The organism is Pseudomonas sp. GW821-FHT01D09 (assembly GCF_059422465.1).
This window is the reverse complement of sequence record NZ_JBWKWY010000012.1, coordinates 85,244-101,613: the sequence shown is the minus strand read 5'-3', so window position 1 is coordinate 101,613 and position 16,370 is coordinate 85,244. Positions and strand designations below refer to the sequence as shown.

16 protein-coding genes are annotated in these 16,370 nt (G+C 62.1%); 11 read left to right on the top strand and 5 right to left on the bottom strand.

Features of this window, described 5'->3' with window-relative positions:
* Nucleotides 1-2 precede the first annotated feature (2 nt).
* The 3 genes from AC07W7_RS13725 to AC07W7_RS13715 are packed head-to-tail and all read right to left on the bottom strand — an operon-like array spanning nt 3 to nt 4,684.
* The gene (locus AC07W7_RS13725; RefSeq protein ID WP_099167713.1) at nt 3-1,808 is read right to left on the bottom strand and encodes a DAHL domain-containing sensor histidine kinase; all 1,806 of its coding nucleotides are present in this window, start codon (nt 1,806-1,808) and stop codon (nt 3-5) included.
* On the bottom strand, nt 1,805-2,758 hold the full coding sequence (locus AC07W7_RS13720) for a cytochrome-c peroxidase (protein ID WP_495039502.1): 954 nt from the start codon (nt 2,756-2,758) through the stop codon (nt 1,805-1,807). Before AC07W7_RS13720 ends, AC07W7_RS13725 begins: the two co-directional genes overlap by 4 nt.
* A gap of 51 nt (nt 2,759-2,809) precedes the next feature.
* Nucleotides 2,810-4,684 carry a GGDEF/EAL domain-containing response regulator gene (locus AC07W7_RS13715; protein WP_495039487.1) on the bottom strand — a complete coding sequence of 625 codons (1,875 nt, stop codon included), beginning with the start codon at nt 4,682-4,684 and terminating at the stop codon, nt 2,810-2,812.
* Nucleotides 4,685-4,935: 251 nt separating this feature from the next.
* Here AC07W7_RS13715 and nosR point away from each other — a divergent pair, with 251 nt between their 5' ends.
* From nosR to AC07W7_RS13700, 3 genes are all read left to right on the top strand, one after another.
* Nucleotides 4,936-6,282, top strand: a complete 1,347-nt coding sequence (gene nosR / locus AC07W7_RS13710) for a response regulator c-di-GMP phosphodiesterase, NosR family (RefSeq protein ID WP_169900132.1) — start codon at nt 4,936-4,938, stop codon at nt 6,280-6,282.
* Between the two features lie 72 nt (nt 6,283-6,354).
* A complete protein-coding gene (locus AC07W7_RS13705) occupies nt 6,355-6,768 on the top strand; it encodes an NUDIX hydrolase (protein ID WP_495039486.1) in 414 nt (137 codons plus the stop codon).
* 25 nt (nt 6,769-6,793) lie between these two features.
* Nucleotides 6,794-7,432: a LysE family translocator gene (locus AC07W7_RS13700; protein WP_076962411.1), complete on the top strand. Its 639-nt coding sequence runs from the start codon at nt 6,794-6,796 to the stop codon at nt 7,430-7,432.
* 4 nt (nt 7,433-7,436) lie between these two features.
* On the opposite strand, the gene metR is transcribed toward AC07W7_RS13700, so the two are convergent.
* A complete protein-coding gene (gene metR, locus AC07W7_RS13695; protein WP_076962412.1) occupies nt 7,437-8,354 on the bottom strand; it encodes a transcriptional regulator MetR in 918 nt (305 codons plus the stop codon).
* A gap of 182 nt (nt 8,355-8,536) precedes the next feature.
* Between metR and AC07W7_RS13690 the strand changes: the two genes are divergently transcribed.
* The 5 genes from AC07W7_RS13690 (at nt 8,537) to AC07W7_RS13670 (ending at nt 12,206) form a co-directional block, all read left to right on the top strand.
* Complete coding sequence (locus AC07W7_RS13690; RefSeq protein WP_495039485.1) at nt 8,537-9,556, top strand: alpha/beta fold hydrolase; 1,020 nt, start codon at nt 8,537-8,539, stop codon at nt 9,554-9,556.
* A gap of 61 nt (nt 9,557-9,617) precedes the next feature.
* Nucleotides 9,618-10,271, top strand: a complete 654-nt coding sequence (locus tag AC07W7_RS13685; protein WP_169900134.1) for a DsbA family oxidoreductase — start codon at nt 9,618-9,620, stop codon at nt 10,269-10,271.
* Nucleotides 10,272-10,498: 227 nt separating this feature from the next.
* A complete protein-coding gene (locus AC07W7_RS13680; protein ID WP_099167717.1) occupies nt 10,499-11,419 on the top strand; it encodes an arginase family protein in 921 nt (306 codons plus the stop codon).
* Nucleotides 11,416-11,796, top strand: a complete 381-nt coding sequence (locus AC07W7_RS13675) for a DMT family transporter (protein WP_076962416.1) — start codon at nt 11,416-11,418, stop codon at nt 11,794-11,796. The genes AC07W7_RS13680 and AC07W7_RS13675 overlap by 4 nt, the downstream gene beginning before the upstream one ends.
* On the top strand, nt 11,793-12,206 hold the full coding sequence (locus tag AC07W7_RS13670) for a DMT family transporter (protein ID WP_076962417.1): 414 nt from the start codon (nt 11,793-11,795) through the stop codon (nt 12,204-12,206). Before AC07W7_RS13675 ends, AC07W7_RS13670 begins: the two co-directional genes overlap by 4 nt.
* Before the next feature lie 170 nt (nt 12,207-12,376).
* On the opposite strand, the gene AC07W7_RS13665 is transcribed toward AC07W7_RS13670, so the two are convergent.
* Nucleotides 12,377-13,141 carry a MipA/OmpV family protein gene (locus AC07W7_RS13665; protein WP_495039501.1) on the bottom strand — a complete coding sequence of 255 codons (765 nt, stop codon included), beginning with the start codon at nt 13,139-13,141 and terminating at the stop codon, nt 12,377-12,379.
* Nucleotides 13,142-13,371: 230 nt separating this feature from the next.
* Between AC07W7_RS13665 and AC07W7_RS13660 the strand changes: the two genes are divergently transcribed.
* From AC07W7_RS13660 to AC07W7_RS13650, 3 genes are read left to right on the top strand one after another with little or no spacing between them, the layout of a single operon-like run.
* The gene (locus AC07W7_RS13660; protein WP_495039484.1) at nt 13,372-14,070 is read left to right on the top strand and encodes an MtnX-like HAD-IB family phosphatase; all 699 of its coding nucleotides are present in this window, start codon (nt 13,372-13,374) and stop codon (nt 14,068-14,070) included.
* Nucleotides 14,063-15,457, top strand: coding sequence for an aspartate aminotransferase family protein (locus AC07W7_RS13655; RefSeq protein WP_076962419.1), 1,395 nt, complete (start codon nt 14,063-14,065; stop codon nt 15,455-15,457). The genes AC07W7_RS13660 and AC07W7_RS13655 overlap by 8 nt, the downstream gene beginning before the upstream one ends.
* Complete coding sequence (locus AC07W7_RS13650; RefSeq protein WP_495039483.1) at nt 15,454-16,308, top strand: alpha/beta hydrolase; 855 nt, start codon at nt 15,454-15,456, stop codon at nt 16,306-16,308. The genes AC07W7_RS13655 and AC07W7_RS13650 overlap by 4 nt, the downstream gene beginning before the upstream one ends.
* Nucleotides 16,309-16,370: the final 62 nt, after the last annotated feature.

Below are 16,370 nucleotides of genomic sequence, written 5' to 3'. Positions count from 1 at the left end.
GGTCAGGTCTCGGCACGCTCAAGAGGGATTTGCAGGGTAAACACGGCGCCCAGGCCGGGTCCATCGCTGTGTACGGTCAGGTGGCCATTCATTTCGATGGCCGCCAGGGCACAGCTGTGCAGGCCGAAGCCATGGCCTTCCTTGCGGGTGGTGAAACCGTGGGTAAAGATCCGCGTCATGTTCTCTGCTGGGATGCCTTCGCCGTCGTCCTTGACGCTGATCTGCAAGGTGTCGTCTGCCACGGCCTGGACCGTCAGGGTTATCTGGCGTGGCCGGTCGCTGAGGTTGGACATGGCGTACTTGGCGTTGCTGATCAGGTTCACCAGGATCAGCAGCAAGCGGTGTTTGTCGGCCATGACCTCGGGGACCGGGTGAAAGTCCTTGACCACCGTGACGTGGTGGCGGTTCAAGGCGCCGGAGTTCATGCGCAGCGCGTCTTCGACCAGGGCGCTGATATGCACCGGCTCCAGCAGCTTGGAGGCCCCGGCATAGGATTGCTGGGTCGACACGATCTCTTTGATGTGGTCGACGCTCTTGGTCAGTTGCCCCAGTTCATCGGCCATGCCTTGCTGCTCGATAGCAATGGCGTCGACCAACTGATTCAAATACCCCGGCAGTAATTTGCCCTTGTCATCTTCTGTGAGGAAGGTGCCTAGGTCATGGGGGTGCTCGTTGATCAACTGCATGGCCTTGCCCAGCCCCAGGGCCTTGCTGGCCCGCAGCTTGCGGGTGACCAGGTCGGCGGAGACGTTCACGCTGTTGAGCACGTTGCCGACGTTGTGCAGCACGTTGGTGGCAATTTCCGCCATGCCGGCCTGGCGGGCGCTGTCGAGCAGCTCGCTCTGGGCGTCCTTGAGTTCCCGGGTACGCGCTTCGACCCGTTGTTCGAGGCTTTCGTTGGAGGCCTGCAAGGCCCGGTTGACCCGGTTGATCTCGGCGAAGCTGCGCAACAGGTGCACGGCCAGGTACACCAGTACCAGCATCAGCAAGGCCGAAAAGACCAGCAGGTAGCGGTGGTATTTCTGGTCGATAAGGTCGGCGGCCTGTTGGTCCTGGTTGAGTTGGGTGGTCAGCTCATCCAACTGCTCGGCCAGCGGGATCACGGCGATGCGCTCCAGCAAACTGTTGACCACCGGCTGCTCGCGCATGATCAGGGAGATGTGGTTACTGAGAATTTCGATCGGGCCCTGGAAATCTGGTGGCAGGTGTTCCTTGTTGACCGCCAGTTTGTTCAACCCGACCAGAATATCCGCTGCCTTGTCATCACTGGCTACCAGGGCGAACTCAAGACTGCTGAGCAACAGGTCGTAGGTGTCGGTGGCAATGTCTTGCAACTGCAGTCGAAGTTGGTCGTCCAGCAGGCCGAATTGCGCCTGGATATCGTCTTCGGCGTTTGGCAGGAAGGCCAGTGAGTTGCGCAAAACCGCGTTATGGGCCTTGAACTGGTCCACCAGCCGCGCCTTTTCCTGAACCGCGGCCTGATAGGTGCTTTGCAGCGCCTGCCAGTGGGTGGGGTCGGCATGGGCGTGCAGCGACTCCTGCTGCGTCAGGGTGGCCCAGAGGCTGTTCATTTCGTTGAGGGGGGCAACCAGCGGGTCATAATTGTGGGTCAGGGCAATCCGTGCCTTGAGCACCTCGCTGTCCCATTGCGCGTTCAATTGCTTGATATGGCGGATCAAGTCGCGCGATTGTGTGTAGTTGGTGCTCAGGTCCGACGAGGACTTGACGTACAGGAACACCAGGATCGAGGCCAGCACGAGGGTGATGGCGCCCAGCAGGGCCAGGCTGGAGCGGCGGGTCAGCTTCATAGCGGTTTGCCTGCCCACTCGCCGGTCAGCGTCTTGAGAAACTGCACGATCAGGGTCTTGTCCTCGCTGGTGGGGATGCGCCCCAACTGATACTTGAACATCACGGCAACGGCCTCTTCCAGGGTCTTGGCCGAGGCGTCGTGAAAGTACGGGGCGGTGACGGCGACATTACGCAGGCTCGGCACCTTGAACACATGGCGGTCCTCTTCATCCTGGGTCAGGAGGTAGCGCCCCAGGTCAGCTTCCACCGGGTTGCCACGGTCCTTGAAGTAGTCCCCCATCACGCCGAACTTCTGGTACATGTTGCCCCCGATGTTGACCCCTTGATGGCAGGCAATACAACCGTACTCCTTGAAGCGCAGGTAACCCTGTTTTTCGTCGTAGCTGAGGATATCGGTATTGCCCAGCAGGTACTGGTCGAAGCGTGAGTTGGGCGTGAGCAGGGAGCGCTCATACGTTGCCAGGGCGCTCTGCACGTTGCTGGCCGTGACGCCATCGGTGTAGGCCTGGGTGAAGGCGTGCTGGTATTCAGGCACGGCGGCCAAGGTCGTGACGACGTTTTGCCAGGTGTTGCCCATTTCCACGGGGCTGATCACCACTTGTTCGATCTGGGCCTCCAGAGTGTCCACCCGGGCGTTCCAGAACTGTTTGAAGTTCAAGGTGGCGTTGAACACCGTGGGCGTGTTGAGGGCCACGGGCTTGCCGTCGAAGCCCAGGGAGAAGGGTTTGTCATCGGCGCCGCCTTTATCCAGGCGATGGCAACTGGCGCAAGACAGCGTGTTATTGATCGAAAGACGCGTTTCATTGAACAGCCGACGCCCCAACTCGACCTGTGCCGCGTCCAGTGCGGGCACCTCGGGCAGGGGCTTGAGCGCCTCATCGAGGGGGGCGGCCAGTGCCGCTGAACTGCTCAGCCAGATGCCGAGCACAAGGCTTGTGCCCCATGCCAGCGGGTAACGCGGTGGTGTATTGCTCAACTTGAATTCCTTGTGAGCAGAGGACTATTGATCCGGCATCAGATGACTTCGGCCGGGTTTCAGCAGCAGGGCAAACTCCTCGGCCGCTACGGCTTTGCTGAACAGGTAGCCTTGGCCCTCTTCGCAGCTCTTGGTTTTAAGGAACTCCAACTGCTCCAGAGTCTCCACGCCTTCGGCAATGATATTCAGGTCCAGGCTCTTGCCCAGGCTGATAATGGCACTGATCAATTGCAGGTCCTGGGAACTCTCGGCCATGCCGCGAATAAACGATTGGTCGATTTTTAGCACATCGACGGGAAAGCGCCGCAGGTAACTGAGGCTGGAATAACCGGTGCCAAAGTCATCGATGGCCAGCCGCACGCCCATTTTTTTGATCTCGCGCAGGGTTGTCACGGTCTCCTCGACGTTCTGCATCAGTACGCTTTCGGTGATCTCCAGCTCCAGCAGGGCGGGCGCCAGGCCCGTCTGCTCAAGGGTGGCGGCGAGGTTGGGGACAAAATCGCGCTGGCGGAAATCGATAGCCGAAATATTCACCGAAACACAAATGGGCGCCAAGCCCTGGGCCCGCCAGCGTTGGGCCTGTGCGCAGGCCTGGCGTAATACCCACTGGCTCAAGGGCACGATCAGGCCACTGTCTTCGGCCATCGGGATAAAGGCGGATGGGTAGACCCAGCCATGGTCAGGTTGATACCAGCGGATCAGGGCTTCGGCACCGACAATCCGCCCGCTTTTCAAGTCCAGTTTCGGCTGGTAGTGCAAGACAAACTCGTCGCGCTCCAGGGCCAGGCGAATCGCGGCCTCCAGGGTTTGTTGCTGGCGCGCGATCAGGTTCATGTCTTCGATAAAGAAGCTAAAGCTGTCAGGCCCGTGCTCCTTGACGTTGCTCATGGCGGTTTCCGCCTTCTTGATCAGGTCCACGGCGTTGAAACTGTCATTGGGGTAAATGCTGATGCCAAGGCTGGCGGTGACACGCAGGTCATGGCCGGCGATATGGCGGGTACGCCCCACGGCCGTGAGGACTTTCTCGGCAATGCCCTGGGTTTGCTGGGGGTGATGAATGTCGTTGAGGATCATCACGAACTCATCCGAGCCGTAGCGGAACACCGAGTCGGACGCACGGACCGTGGCCACCAGGTCCTGGCTGACCTGTTGCAGCACCTCGTCGCCCACCGGGTGGCCCAAGGCATTGTTGATGCGCTTGAAGCGGTCCAGGCCAATGAACATAACGGCCAGTTGCGTATCGTGGCGCCTGCCCAGGGCAATGGCCTGGGTCAGCCGGTCGCCCAGCAGTGTGCTGTTGGGCAGGCTGGTGAGGGCATCGTATTGCAGCAGGTGCGAGACCTTGAGGAGCTCCTGGACCCGCTCCTCGATCGTGCGTTCCAGGCTCAACACCTTGAGCAGTGCATCCTGTGCCAATTGCCATTTCCAGGTCAGGGCACTGGCCATCTGGCGGATTTCCAGGTGGTCGAAAGGCTTTTTCAGGATCAGCAGCTGATCGTTGAACTTCAGGCGCGCTTCAATCGCTTCAAAGGAGTAGTCAGAGTAGGCCGTACACAAGGCGATCTGCAGGTTGGGGTCGATGTTCCACAACTGTTCGATGGTTTCCAGGCCATCCCACCCCGGCGGCATGCGCATGTCGATAAAGGCCAGGGCGTACGGCGTGTTGTCGGCCAGCGCCTGGTGTACCAGGGCCAGGGCTTCCTGGCCCTGGTAGGCGGAATCCAGGGAATAGCTCTGGTGCACAGGGGGCGAAGTACCGAACAGGCTTTGTTCGATGCTTTCCAGCGTCTGCTCGGCAATGGTCTCGGCACAGAGGATCTTGCGAAAGTCCTGATGGATCGACGCGGTATCGTCGACGATCAGGATGCGGCGGTTCGCACGTTCGCCCTGGGGGCTCATGACTGCCACTCACTTAGGCGCAACAGCATGGATGGGCACATAAGGCGTCCTTTCCTCAATGGCGGGGTTGAGTGAGCCAATTACTTTATCTTCAAGGGTAGCCTACTCCCTTGAAATAGTCGGTCAGTTGGCGTCAAATCAGCCGCAGTTCACCCTTTGACCTCGTGCGCTGATTGCCTGGGCAAGCGCCGCCTGCAGTCCACGGCAAGGTGCAGGGGTTCAATCTAGTTCAAGTTTGAGCAGGTGTCGCCATGGATGAGCAACTCGCTACCCCTTCCGCCTATAAACCCACGGTGTTGCTGGTCGATGACGAAGAGTCGATCCTCAACAGCCTGCGCCGCCTGCTGCGCGGCCAGCCCTATGAGGTGGTGCTGGCCGGCAGCGGTGCCCAGGCCCTGGAGATCATGGCGGCCCAGCCCATCGACCTGGTAATGACCGACGCCCGGATGCCAGCCATGGACGGTGCGACGTTGCTGGCCGAAACCCACCGCCTGTACCCGGCAACCTCGCGCATCCTGCTGACGGGCTACGCCGACCTGACGATGATCATCAAGGCCATCAACGAGGGGCAGATCCACCGCTACATCAGCAAGCCGTGGAACGATGAAGAGATGCTCCTGGTTTTGCGCCAGTCCCTGGAGCATCAGTTTTCCGAGCGCGAAAGGCTGCGCCTGGAGCACCTGACCCGCGAACAGAACGATCAGCTCAAGGCGCTCAATGCCACCCTGGAAAAACGCGTGCTCTCGCGCACCAGCGAGCTGCAACAGACCGCTGACATGCTGGACCTGGCCTACGATGAGCTCAAGCGCAGCTACGTGACCGGCACTGAGGTGTTTTCCCTGCTGGCCAACCTGCGCCTGCCCAAGGAAAAGCAGACCAACCGCCCGCTGATCGAGCTGATCCGGGTCTACTGCAAGGCCCAGTCGATGGATGAGTCCAGTGTGCGCGACCTGACCATGGCTGCGGCGCTCTACAACGTCGGCAAGTTGAGTTGGGCCGACCGCATGATGATCGCCCCCTCTGACCTGCTGCACAGCACCGACCGCGAGCTGTATCGCACTTACCCGACCCAGAGCGAATCGCTGCTGATGACCCTGGAACCGATGAAAGATGCGGCGCGCATCATCCGTCACCACCAGGAACGCTGGGACGGCAGTGGCTTTCCCGACCACCTCAAGGGGGACGGGATTCCCTTTGGCTCACGGCTATTGAAGCTGGCGGTGGACTTTATCGAGTTGCAGCGCGGCTTGATCCTTGAGCGCAACATGAACAGCGACGAAGCGCTGCTGTATATCCGCAAATACGCGGGCCGCCTGTATGACCCGGACATGGTGGAAGACTTTATCCAGGCCTGTGCCGCGTTCCTCAGTGACGTGACCCTGGGCGACCCGAGCGTCAAGGTCCTGGGCACCCGTGAGCTGGCCGCCGGCATGGTCCTGGCGCGCAACCTCAACGCCGACAACGGCATGCTGCTGCTCAACGCCGGCAAGGTGCTTAACCTGCCGCTGGTGGACAAGCTGATCGCCTTTGAAGCCATGGAGGGCGCCAAGTACAGCGTGTTTATCAAGGAGCCCGAGGAACCTGCGCCCTCGCTGTAGGGCCAGCGGGCATTGCGGCGCAGTGCAGGGGCATGTGATCCTTTGCGCCCTTTACTCCAAGGCGTTGACTTCATGTCCAAGACCATCCGTATCGCCGCTGCCCTGTTGATCGGCAGCGACGGCCAGACCCTGCTGGTGCGCAAGCGCGGCACCCAGGCCTTCATGCAGCCGGGCGGCAAGATCGATGCGGGCGAGCAACCGGCGCAGGCCTTGGTGCGCGAGCTGTACGAAGAGCTGGGGTTGCGTATCGAGCCGGCGGCGGCGCACTACCTTGGCCACTTCTCGGCACCGGCGGCCAATGAGCCGGGGTTTACCGTGGCGGCCGAGCTGTTTGAGGTGCGTATCGACGTGCCGGTGACCCCCGCCGCCGAGATCGAGGAAGTGCGCTGGATCGACCCGATGGGCGACGGCGGCCTGGCCTTGGCGCCCTTGACACGCGACCTGATCCTGCCGTTCTATCGCTCATCGCTGACCACTACTGCCTGAGCTGTCGGGCGCCAAGGACTGACCCGTGATCCCCCTCAATGACTTGCTGATTTTTGCCGCCGCCTCGCTATTGCTGGTACTCACACCCGGCCCGAACATGATCTACCTGATTTCCCGTTCGATCTGCCAGGGCCGCAAGGCCGGGGTGACGTCGCTGTTGGGTGTGGTCGCGGGGTTCTTTGTGCATTTGTTCGCCGCCGCCGCGGGTTTGACCGCCGTGTTTCTTACGGTGCCGATGGCCTATGAAGTGCTGAAATGGGCGGGCGCGCTGTACCTGTTGTGGCTGGCCTGGCAGGCGGTGAAGCCAGGCGCCCGTTCGCCGTTCGAGGCCCAGCAACTGCCTGCCGATTCGCCGCGCAAGCTGGTGACCATGGGCTTTTTGACCAGTGCGCTGAACCCGAAAATCGCGGTGTTCTACCTGTCGGTGTTCCCGCAGTTCATCACCCCGGAGCACGGTTCGATCTTTACCCAGAGCCTGATGCTGGGCTTTACCCAGATCAGTGTCAGCTTTGTGGTCAACCTGCTGATCTCGCTGGGCGCCGCGAGCATTGCCGCCTGGTTTATCCACAACCCCACGTGGCTGGCGGTGCAGCGTTATTTCATGGGGTTTGTGCTAGCCGCCCTGGCGGTGCGCCTGATGCTGGAGCAACGGCGCAGCGCCTAAACACTCAACGGACCGCGCTGACCCCATCCAGGGTGGAAAACGACGTATCCTTGGCGGTCAGCAAAAAGTCACGCATGTACGGCGCATCCAGCATATCCGCACGGATCCCGGCGTACAGCGTGGCGAACAGCCCCTTCTCCCCCAGCCGCTTGGCCTTCACATAACCCCGCGAGCTGTACTCATGCAGCGCCCAGTGGGGCATGCCACACACGCCGCGTCCGCTGGCCACCAACTGCATCATCATCACCGTCAGTTCCGCGGTGCGCACCTGGGCCGGCTCGACGTCGGCCGGTTCCAGGAAACGGGTGAAGATATCCAGGCGGTCGCGCTCCACCGGGTAGGTGATCAGGGTTTCGCTGAGCAAATCCTCGGGCACGATATACGGCTTGTGCGCCAGGGCGTGCTGGTTGGCCACGGCGAGCATGGCTTCGTAGGTGAACAACGGCACATAGGTGATGCCCGCCAGTTCCAGCGGGTCGGAGGTCACCACCAGGTCCAGGTCGCCACGGGCCAGGGCTGGCAGCGGGGCAAAGGCAAACCCCGAGGCCAGGTCCAGCTCGACTTCCGGCCAGGCATCGCGGAACTGGTCGATGGTTGGCATCAGCCACTGGAAGCAGCTGTGGCATTCGATCGCCATATGCAGGCGCCCGGCGGTGCCCCCGGCCAGGCGCGCAATATCCCGTTCGGCACCGCGCAGCAGCGGCAGGGTGGCATCCGCCAGTTGCAGCAGGCGCAGGCCGGCGCTGGTGAAGCGCACCGGCTTGGTCTTGCGCACAAACAGCGGCATGCCCAGGCGCTCTTCCAGCTCCTTGAACTGGTGGGACAACGCCGACTGGGTCAGGTGCAGGCGCTCGGCGGCTTCTACCAGGCTGTCGGCTTCGCGCAGGGCGTGCAGGGTCTTGAGGTGGCGGATTTCGAGCACGGGCTCTCCATGAAGACAATTTGTGACAAGTTCGGGTAGCGTGAGTTTGTCTCATGTTGAGCGGGCTGTCGACCATGACCGCTGGGCACTCTTCATCAAACTGTCACGTAACTGTGGCAGCGCGCTTGAACAAACTTCATCAGACTCGCGCTCTACTGGGGTTCTGTGTTTCGGTGTTTTCCATGCGCGTGTTGTTTTTACTGGCCGCTCTCTTGTTCGGCCTGCCGTCGTTTGCGGCGTCTCGATGTGATGTCAATGTCCCGACTGAGCGGGTCGACCTGGCCACGGTGAGCCTGGCGTACCAGAGCATTGGCCGTGCTTCCGATCCGGCGTTGCTGCTGGTGATGGGCTTGGGCGGGCAGTTGATCCATTGGCCGGACGAAGTGGTGGTCGCCCTGTGCCAACAAGGTTTTCGGGTGATCCGCTACGACAACCGCGACGTCGGCCTGTCCACCTGGCGCCAGGCCCCGGCCAGCGCCAACCTGACCTTTGAAGTGTTGCGCTACAAACTGGGCCTGCCGGTGGCCGCGCCCTATACCCTGACCGATATGGCCGACGATGCCCTGGGGTTGATGGATGCGCTACAGATCCGCCAGTTCCATGTGCTGGGCGCCAGCATGGGCGGGATGATCGCCCAGCACCTGGCAGCCATGGCGCCGCAGCGCGTGGAAAGCCTGACCCTGATCATGACCAGCTCCGGCGCCGAAGGCCTGCCCGCGCCGAATGCCGCGCTGGTGCAACTGCTGTCACGGCGCAGCGCGCCCAACCGCGCAGTGGCCCTGGAGCAACAGGCCGACTTGCTGGCGGCCCTGGGCAGCCCCCAGGTCCAGGATGATCGCCAGGCGTTGTTGCAGCAGGCGGCGCAGTCCTATGACCGCGCGTTCAACCCCGAGGGGGTGAAGCGCCAGATCATGGCGATCCTCGCGGAGCCGAGCCGGGTGCCGCTGCTCAACCAACTGCGGGTGCCGACCCTGGTGGTACACGGCACGGCCGACCCATTGCTGCCGGTGATGCATGGCGTGCACCTGGCGGCGCATATCCAGGGTAGCCAGTTGCGGCTGATCCCGGGCCTGGCCCATCGTTTCCAGGAGGCCTTCAAGGCGCCGTTGCTGGCGGCGGTGTTGCCGTACCTGCAAGCCCACCGCGCAGAGGCGGCGCATTGGGCGCGGGTCGAACCGCTGGCCCCCGCCAAGGTTTTATGACAGCCGCGTAGAGGTGTATGGTGCGAACTTTGTGGCGTGTAATGCCTGCGAGGTTGCGTAAATGAGTACTTCCCTGAAAATCGATTTTGTCAGCGACGTGTCCTGCCCCTGGTGCGTCATCGGCCTGCGCGGCCTGACCGAGGCCCTGGACCAACTGGGCGCCGAAGTGCAGGCCCAGATCCACTTCCAGCCTTTCGAGCTGAACCCGAACATGCCCGCCGAAGGGCAAAACATCGTGGAACACATCACCGAAAAATACGGCTCCAGTGCCGAAGAGTCCCAGGCCAACCGCGCGCGCATCCGCGACATGGGCGCCGCCCTGGGCTTTGCGTTTCGTACCGATGGCCAAAGCCGTATCTACAATACCTTCGACGCCCATCGCCTGCTGCATTGGGCCGGCCTCGAGGGCTTGCAGTACAACCTCAAGGAAGCGCTGTTCAAGGCTTACTTCAGCGATGGCCAGGACCCGTCCGACCACGCCACGTTGGCGATCATTGCCGAAAGCGTTGGCCTGGACCTCCAGCGCGCAGCCGAGATCCTGGCCTCGGACGAGTACGCCGCCGAGGTGCGCGAGCAGGAGCAACTGTGGGTATCGCGCGGGGTGAGTTCGGTGCCGACCATCGTGTTCAACGACCAGTACGCGGTCAGCGGCGGGCAGCCGGTTGAGGCGTTTGTCGGCGCTATCCGCCAGATCATCAACGAGTCCAAAAACTAACCAACACCACCGACCAAATGTGGGAGCGGGCTTGCCCGCGATGGCGGTGTAACAGTCGACATGTGCATTGGCTGACACACCGCTATCGCGGGCAAGCCCGCTCCCACACAAGCCCGCTCCACACATGGGTTCATTGTGTAATCATCGAACCCTGGCCCATCCCTTGCATTACCCCCCTAAAGCCCAGCCGGTAGGCGGCTGGGCACTGCCAGGGGGGGCACATTACCTTGAATATCCTCGATCTCGACCACAGCCTCACGGCCCAGGCGCCCATCGCCCGGCGTCTGGCCAGTGGTCAGGCCACGCGCCTGGACCTGCTCGACCTGGGTCCGAAGCTGCGCCTGTGGTCCACCGAAAAAACCTGGAAGCGCTTTGCCCAGCGCCTGGCCCAACGGCCCCGGCCAGGCACGGCGCGCCCGGAAATCTTCTTTGTCGGCTCCGGCGACTACCACCACCTGACCCCGGCTTTTCTCGCCGAGGTGCAGGAGCCCATCAGCCTGATCCACTTCGACAACCACCCCGACTGGGTACGCCTGGCCCCGCGCCGACACTGCGGTTCATGGGTCAACCAGGCCCTGAAGATGCCGGCGATCCAGCGCATCGTCACCCTCGGCCCGTGCAGCGACGACCTGCACAACCCGCAACTGCGCGGCGGCAACCTCGGCGCCCTCAAGCGCGGGCACTTGCAGTTGTTTCCCTGGCAACACGCGCCGTCGAAAGTCTGGGGCCGGGTAGGGGATGGCGCCGGCCATGCACAACAGGAGAACCACCTGCACTGGCGCAACCTCGCTGAGCTTGATTGGCCCGCATTCCTTGAGCAGATGATCGCCAGCCTGCCCACCGAGGCGGTGTGGATCACCCTCGACAAGGATGTGCTGGCCAGCGAGGACGCGGCCACCAACTGGGACCAGGGCGGCATGCGCCTGACCCACCTGTTGCAGGCGCTGCGGATGCTGGCGGCGAGCAAACGGATCGTCGGCATCGACGTGTGTGGCGAGTTTGCCCAGCCGGCGTTCAGCAACGCCTTCAAACGGTGGGAAGCCAAGTCCGACCAACCCCCGGCCGAGCGCTGGAGCGCGGACGACCTGCTGCGTAACGCGACCACCAATGAAGCGTTGATCAACCTGTTCGAGGAGCTGTTTCCGTGACCCTGACTGTGGTGTTGCTGGTGGCCTTTTCCATCGTGCTCGATGTGATCGGCCAGCTGTGTTTCAAACTGGGCCTGGACCGTTTGCCGGAGCTGGAGGGCGGGTTTCGCCTGAATGCCTTCTGGGGCCAGGTGTTCAATGCGCCGTTGCTGTGGGCGGGCATCGGCGCCTATGTGATCGAGTTTTTCGTCTGGCTCGAAGCCTTGTCCCGCGCACCGTTGAGCCTGCTGTTCCCGGCCGCCGCCCTGGCCTATTGCGGGGTGGTGCTGGCGGGCAAGGTGGTGCTGGGCGAAACCGTCAGCCGTCGGCGCTGGCTGGGCACGCTGGTGATTACCGCCGGGGTGATGTTGGTGGCAATAGCGGGAGCACAATCATGAATTCGCAAGAGATGGCGCTGCGCCCGGTTGGCTGGCTGCATGGGCGCCTGGGCACCGTGGTGCTGTGGGCGTTATTGATCCTCACCGAAAGCGCCGGTCAGTTGTTTACCAAGGTGGCTGGCGATCAATTGGGGCAGATGGATTTCAACTGGCAATGGTTGGCGGCGGTGGCGGTCAACCCCGGGGTTCTCGCGGCGATCGCCTGCTATATCGGCGCATTTTTTGTGTGGATGCTGATCCTACGGCGCAGCAGCCTGTCCCTGGCCTTCCCCCTGAGTTCGTTGGTGTTTGTGGTGGTGCTGCTGGGCTCGTGGCTGGGCTTGGGCGAGCACATCAGCTTCCTGCACTGGGTGGGCGTGGTGGTGATTATTGGCGGGATTGCGCTGTTGGCCGAGGGCGAAGAAAACTGAGCTCAGACTGCAATGACGGACAAATATGGGAGCGGGCTTGTGTGGGAGCTGGCTTGCCTGCGATAGCATCACCGCGGTGTAACTGAGACACCGAGGCGCCTGCATCGCAGGCAAGCCAGCTCCCACACAAGCTTGCTCCCACATTTTGATGGGTGTCGCCCTTGAGACAATCAATCGAAGGTATAGCTGATCGCCGTCTGCACCTGCCCCTGGTTCACCTCGCCGGTCTGGCGCACGAGGCTGCTATCGGCCGCCGAACCTGTCAGGTGTATCCAACTGGCACTGGTCAGCAGCGTCCACTTGGGTGCCAGGGGGATCTGCAGGCTCTGGGTCAAGGTCAGGTTCTGGAACCCGCCGCTGGCGTTGTACGGGCGAATCCCGGAGTTTGCCGCCTCATGCTCATCCACCCCGAAAAACGTCTGGGTCTGGCGGCCATCGGCAAAGTGCGCGACCAGGCCACTGCTGCCAATCACCCCGCCGCCCAGCGGGTAACCCAGTTCCCCGCCGAGCTTGCCGAGCACGCCGCTCTGCTCGCGGGCGCCGCCCACGGCCCGGCCCAGTTGCGCATAGACCCGCCAGAAATCGGCCGGTGCGTACTGGATAAACCCGCCGATCTCGGCCATGTCCGACACGTCCCGCAAACCCCGTAGCGGGCCATTGGCCGCGCGTCCCGGCAAGTAGTTGAGGTAGGGGCCAGCGCTGAAACCCTGGTGGTTGAGCGCGCTCCAGGTCAGGCCGTCATCGGTATCGAGGCTGACATCGCCCCACTCCAGGTCGAAGTAGGGCACCGGCACCGTGTGATAGCGGCTGCCAGTGGGCTCGCGGGGCTGGTAGCTGGCGCCAAGGCCGACCTCGCCGCTAATGCCTTGAGCCAACGCCGAGCCCGCCCAAAGGCCAAGCAAACCGGCGAACAGCGCCGAACTCATCCTGCACATCATGGTATTGCCCTCTCGAAAACATACGCGCATGAACGCGCAGGCGCGGGGGCTCACGCAAGCACTCATCTTGTTTGTAGCGACCTACAAAAATTGTAGCCTGGGCCACGGGTATTTCCCTTAGGCATCCGCCGCAAGCCCGGCCCTATTGGGTTTTGCCTACTTGGCACAGTCCCTGCTCTAACCCTGGTACAAGCGCATCCGCGCTGTCATCTCCAAGGTAAACGCAGATGAATGACTGGCATATCGTGTGTGACTTCGATGGGACCATCACACCCACCGATGTCATCGACAATGTTCTCCAACGCTTCGCCGGCCCCGAGTGGGAAACCATCGAGCAGCAATGGCTGGATGGCCATATCGGTTCCCGGGAATGCCTGAGCCGCCAATTGGCGCTGATCAAGGCGACCCCGGCCGAACTGCTGGCGTATTTCGACACGGTCGAGATCGACCCGGACTTCCCGGACTTCGTTGACCATGTCCTTGGCCAGGGTGCCTCCCTTGAAGTGGTCAGCGACGGCATCGAGCAAGGCATCGCGCGGATCCTGTCGCGCAACTACGTGACCTTGCTGCCGATCATCGCCAACCGCCTGCGCCAGGTTGACCAGGACAGCTGGCGCATCGACTTCCCCCATGCCAGCGACGCCTGCCGCGCGGCCTCGGGCAACTGCAAATGCAAGTCCACCCCGCGCAACAAACGGGTGCTGGTGATCGGCGATGGCAAGTCCGATATGTGCGTGTCGACCACCGCCGATTTCGTCTTCGCCAAGGGCAGCCTGGCGCAGTACTGCCAGGCCCACGCCATCCCCCATCTGCGCTTCGACAGCTTTGCCGAACTGCCGGCCTTGCTGGCCAGGCTGCCCCAGGGCATCGCCGCCAACGCCACCCATTTCATTTCAGAAAATCAGGAACTCTTTCATCATGTCTGATATCCGTATCGCTACCGCCGAAGACCAGGTTCTGCTGGATAAAGAAGCCAAGTACTGCTCCTACGGCGACACCGTCCACTACATCGACCCGCCGCGTATCTTCAGCCGTTGCGAAGGCTCCTACGTGTGGGACACCGAAGACCAGGCCTACCTCGACCTGCAAATGTGGTATTCGGCGGTCAACTTCGGCTATGCCAACCCGCGCCTGAACAATGCGCTGAAACAGCAGATCGACACCCTGCCGCAAATCGCCAGCCAGTACCTGCACAAGGGCAAGATCGAGCTGTCGGAAATGATCGCGGTGGATGCCAAGAAAAAATTCGGTCTCGATGGCCGGGTGCACTTCAACGTCGGCGGTTCGCAGTCGATCGAGGATTCGCTGAAGGTGGTGCGTAACGCCAGCAACGGCAAGAGCCTGATGTTCGCCTTCGAGGGCGGCTACCACGGGCGTACTCTCGGCGCGTCGTCCATCACCTCCAGCTACCGCTATCGCCGCCGCTACGGCCACTTTGGCGAGCGCGCCAACTTCATCCCGTTCCCGTACCACTTCCGTGGGCCCAAGGGCATGACCAAGGAAGAATACGGCAGCCACTGCGTGCAGCAGTTCGCGCGCCTGTTCGAGACTGAATACAACGGTGTGTGGGACCCGAAAGTCGGCCAGAGCGAGTACGCAGCGTTCTACGTCGAGCCGATCCAGGGCACCGGCGGCTACGTGATCCCGCCGATGAACTTCTACAGCGAACTCAAGCAGGTGCTCGACCAGCACGGCATCCTGATGGTGGTCGATGAAATCCAGATGGGCTTCTGGCGCACCGGCAAGCTGTGGTCGATCGAGCACTTCGATGTGCAGCCGGACGTGATCGTGTTCGGCAAGGCCCTGACCAACGGCCTCAACCCCCTGGGCGGCATCTGGGCCAAGGAAGAGTTGATCAACCCGAAAATCTTCCCGCCGGGCTCCACCCACTCCACCTTCGCCTCCAACCCGCTGGGTACGGCGGTGGGCCTGGAAATGTTCAAGATGACCAGCGAAGTCGACTACGGCGCGATGGTCATGGCCAAGGGCAAATATTTCCTTGAGGGCCTGCAAGAGTTGCAAAAGCGCTTCCCGATCATCGGCGACGTCGATGGCCTGGGCCTGGCCCTGCGCTGTGAAATCTGCGGCCCCGATGGTTTCACCCCGGACAAGGCGACCCTGGACTACATGGTTGAGGAAGGTATGAAAGGCGACATGCTGGTCGACGGCCAGAAACTGGGGTTGATCCTCGATGTGGGCGGCTACTACAAGAACGTGATCACCCTGGCGCCGTCCCTGGAAATCAGCTACCCGGAAATCGACCTGGGCCTGAAGCTGCTGGAGCAACTGCTGACCCGAGCGATGAAGCGGTGAACCAGGCCGATATCGATCTCGGCGAAGGCAACGCCGGCTTCGTTCTCGGCAACGGTCCGGTCGGGGTCTTGTTGATCCACGGCCTGACCGGCACCCCGACCGAGTTGCGGCGGGTGGCCCAGGGCCTGGCCAAGGCGGGCAACTGCACCGTGTATGTGCCGACCCTGGCCGGGCACTGCGGGGGCAACGAAGACCTGCAGGCCACCGGTTGGCGCGACTGGTACGAGGGCGTGCGCAAGACCTTTGTCGGCGTGCAGCAGCGCCATGCCCAGGTGTTTGTCGGTGGCTTGTCCATGGGCGCGGTGATGTCGATGTACCTGGCTTCGGAGTTCCCGGGCCAGGTCGCGGGGTTGCTGATGTACTCCACGACCCTCAAGTACGACGGCTGGAGCATCAACAAATTTGCTTTCATCACGCCGTTGCTGATCCGCATTCCCTTCGGCGTGCGCCTGTTCCGTTTTACCGAGAAGCCGCCCTACGGCATCAAGAACGAACGCCTGCGGGCCATCGTCGAGCGGCAGATGAAAGAGGGCGAGAGCAGCGAGGCCGGGTTGTTGACCATGGAGGGCGTCACCGTGCGCGAGCTGCACTGGATGAACGCGGTGGTGAAAAAACGCATGCCGTCGATCAAGACCCCGGCGCTGGTGCTGCACTCCATCGAGGACGACATCACCAGCCGCTGGAACGCCGACTACGTGGAACGCCACCTGGGCGGCCCGGTGACCAAGATCCTGCTGGACAACTGCTACCACATGATCACCGTCGACCTGCAATACCGCCGGGTGATCGAGTTGAGTGCCGACTTTATCGAGCAACACGTCACCCCTGTGGACGAATATCTCCGGGCTTGACACCGTCCCCTGTGGGAGCGGGCTTGCCCGCGATGGTCGTGAACGATGACGCATATGGTCCG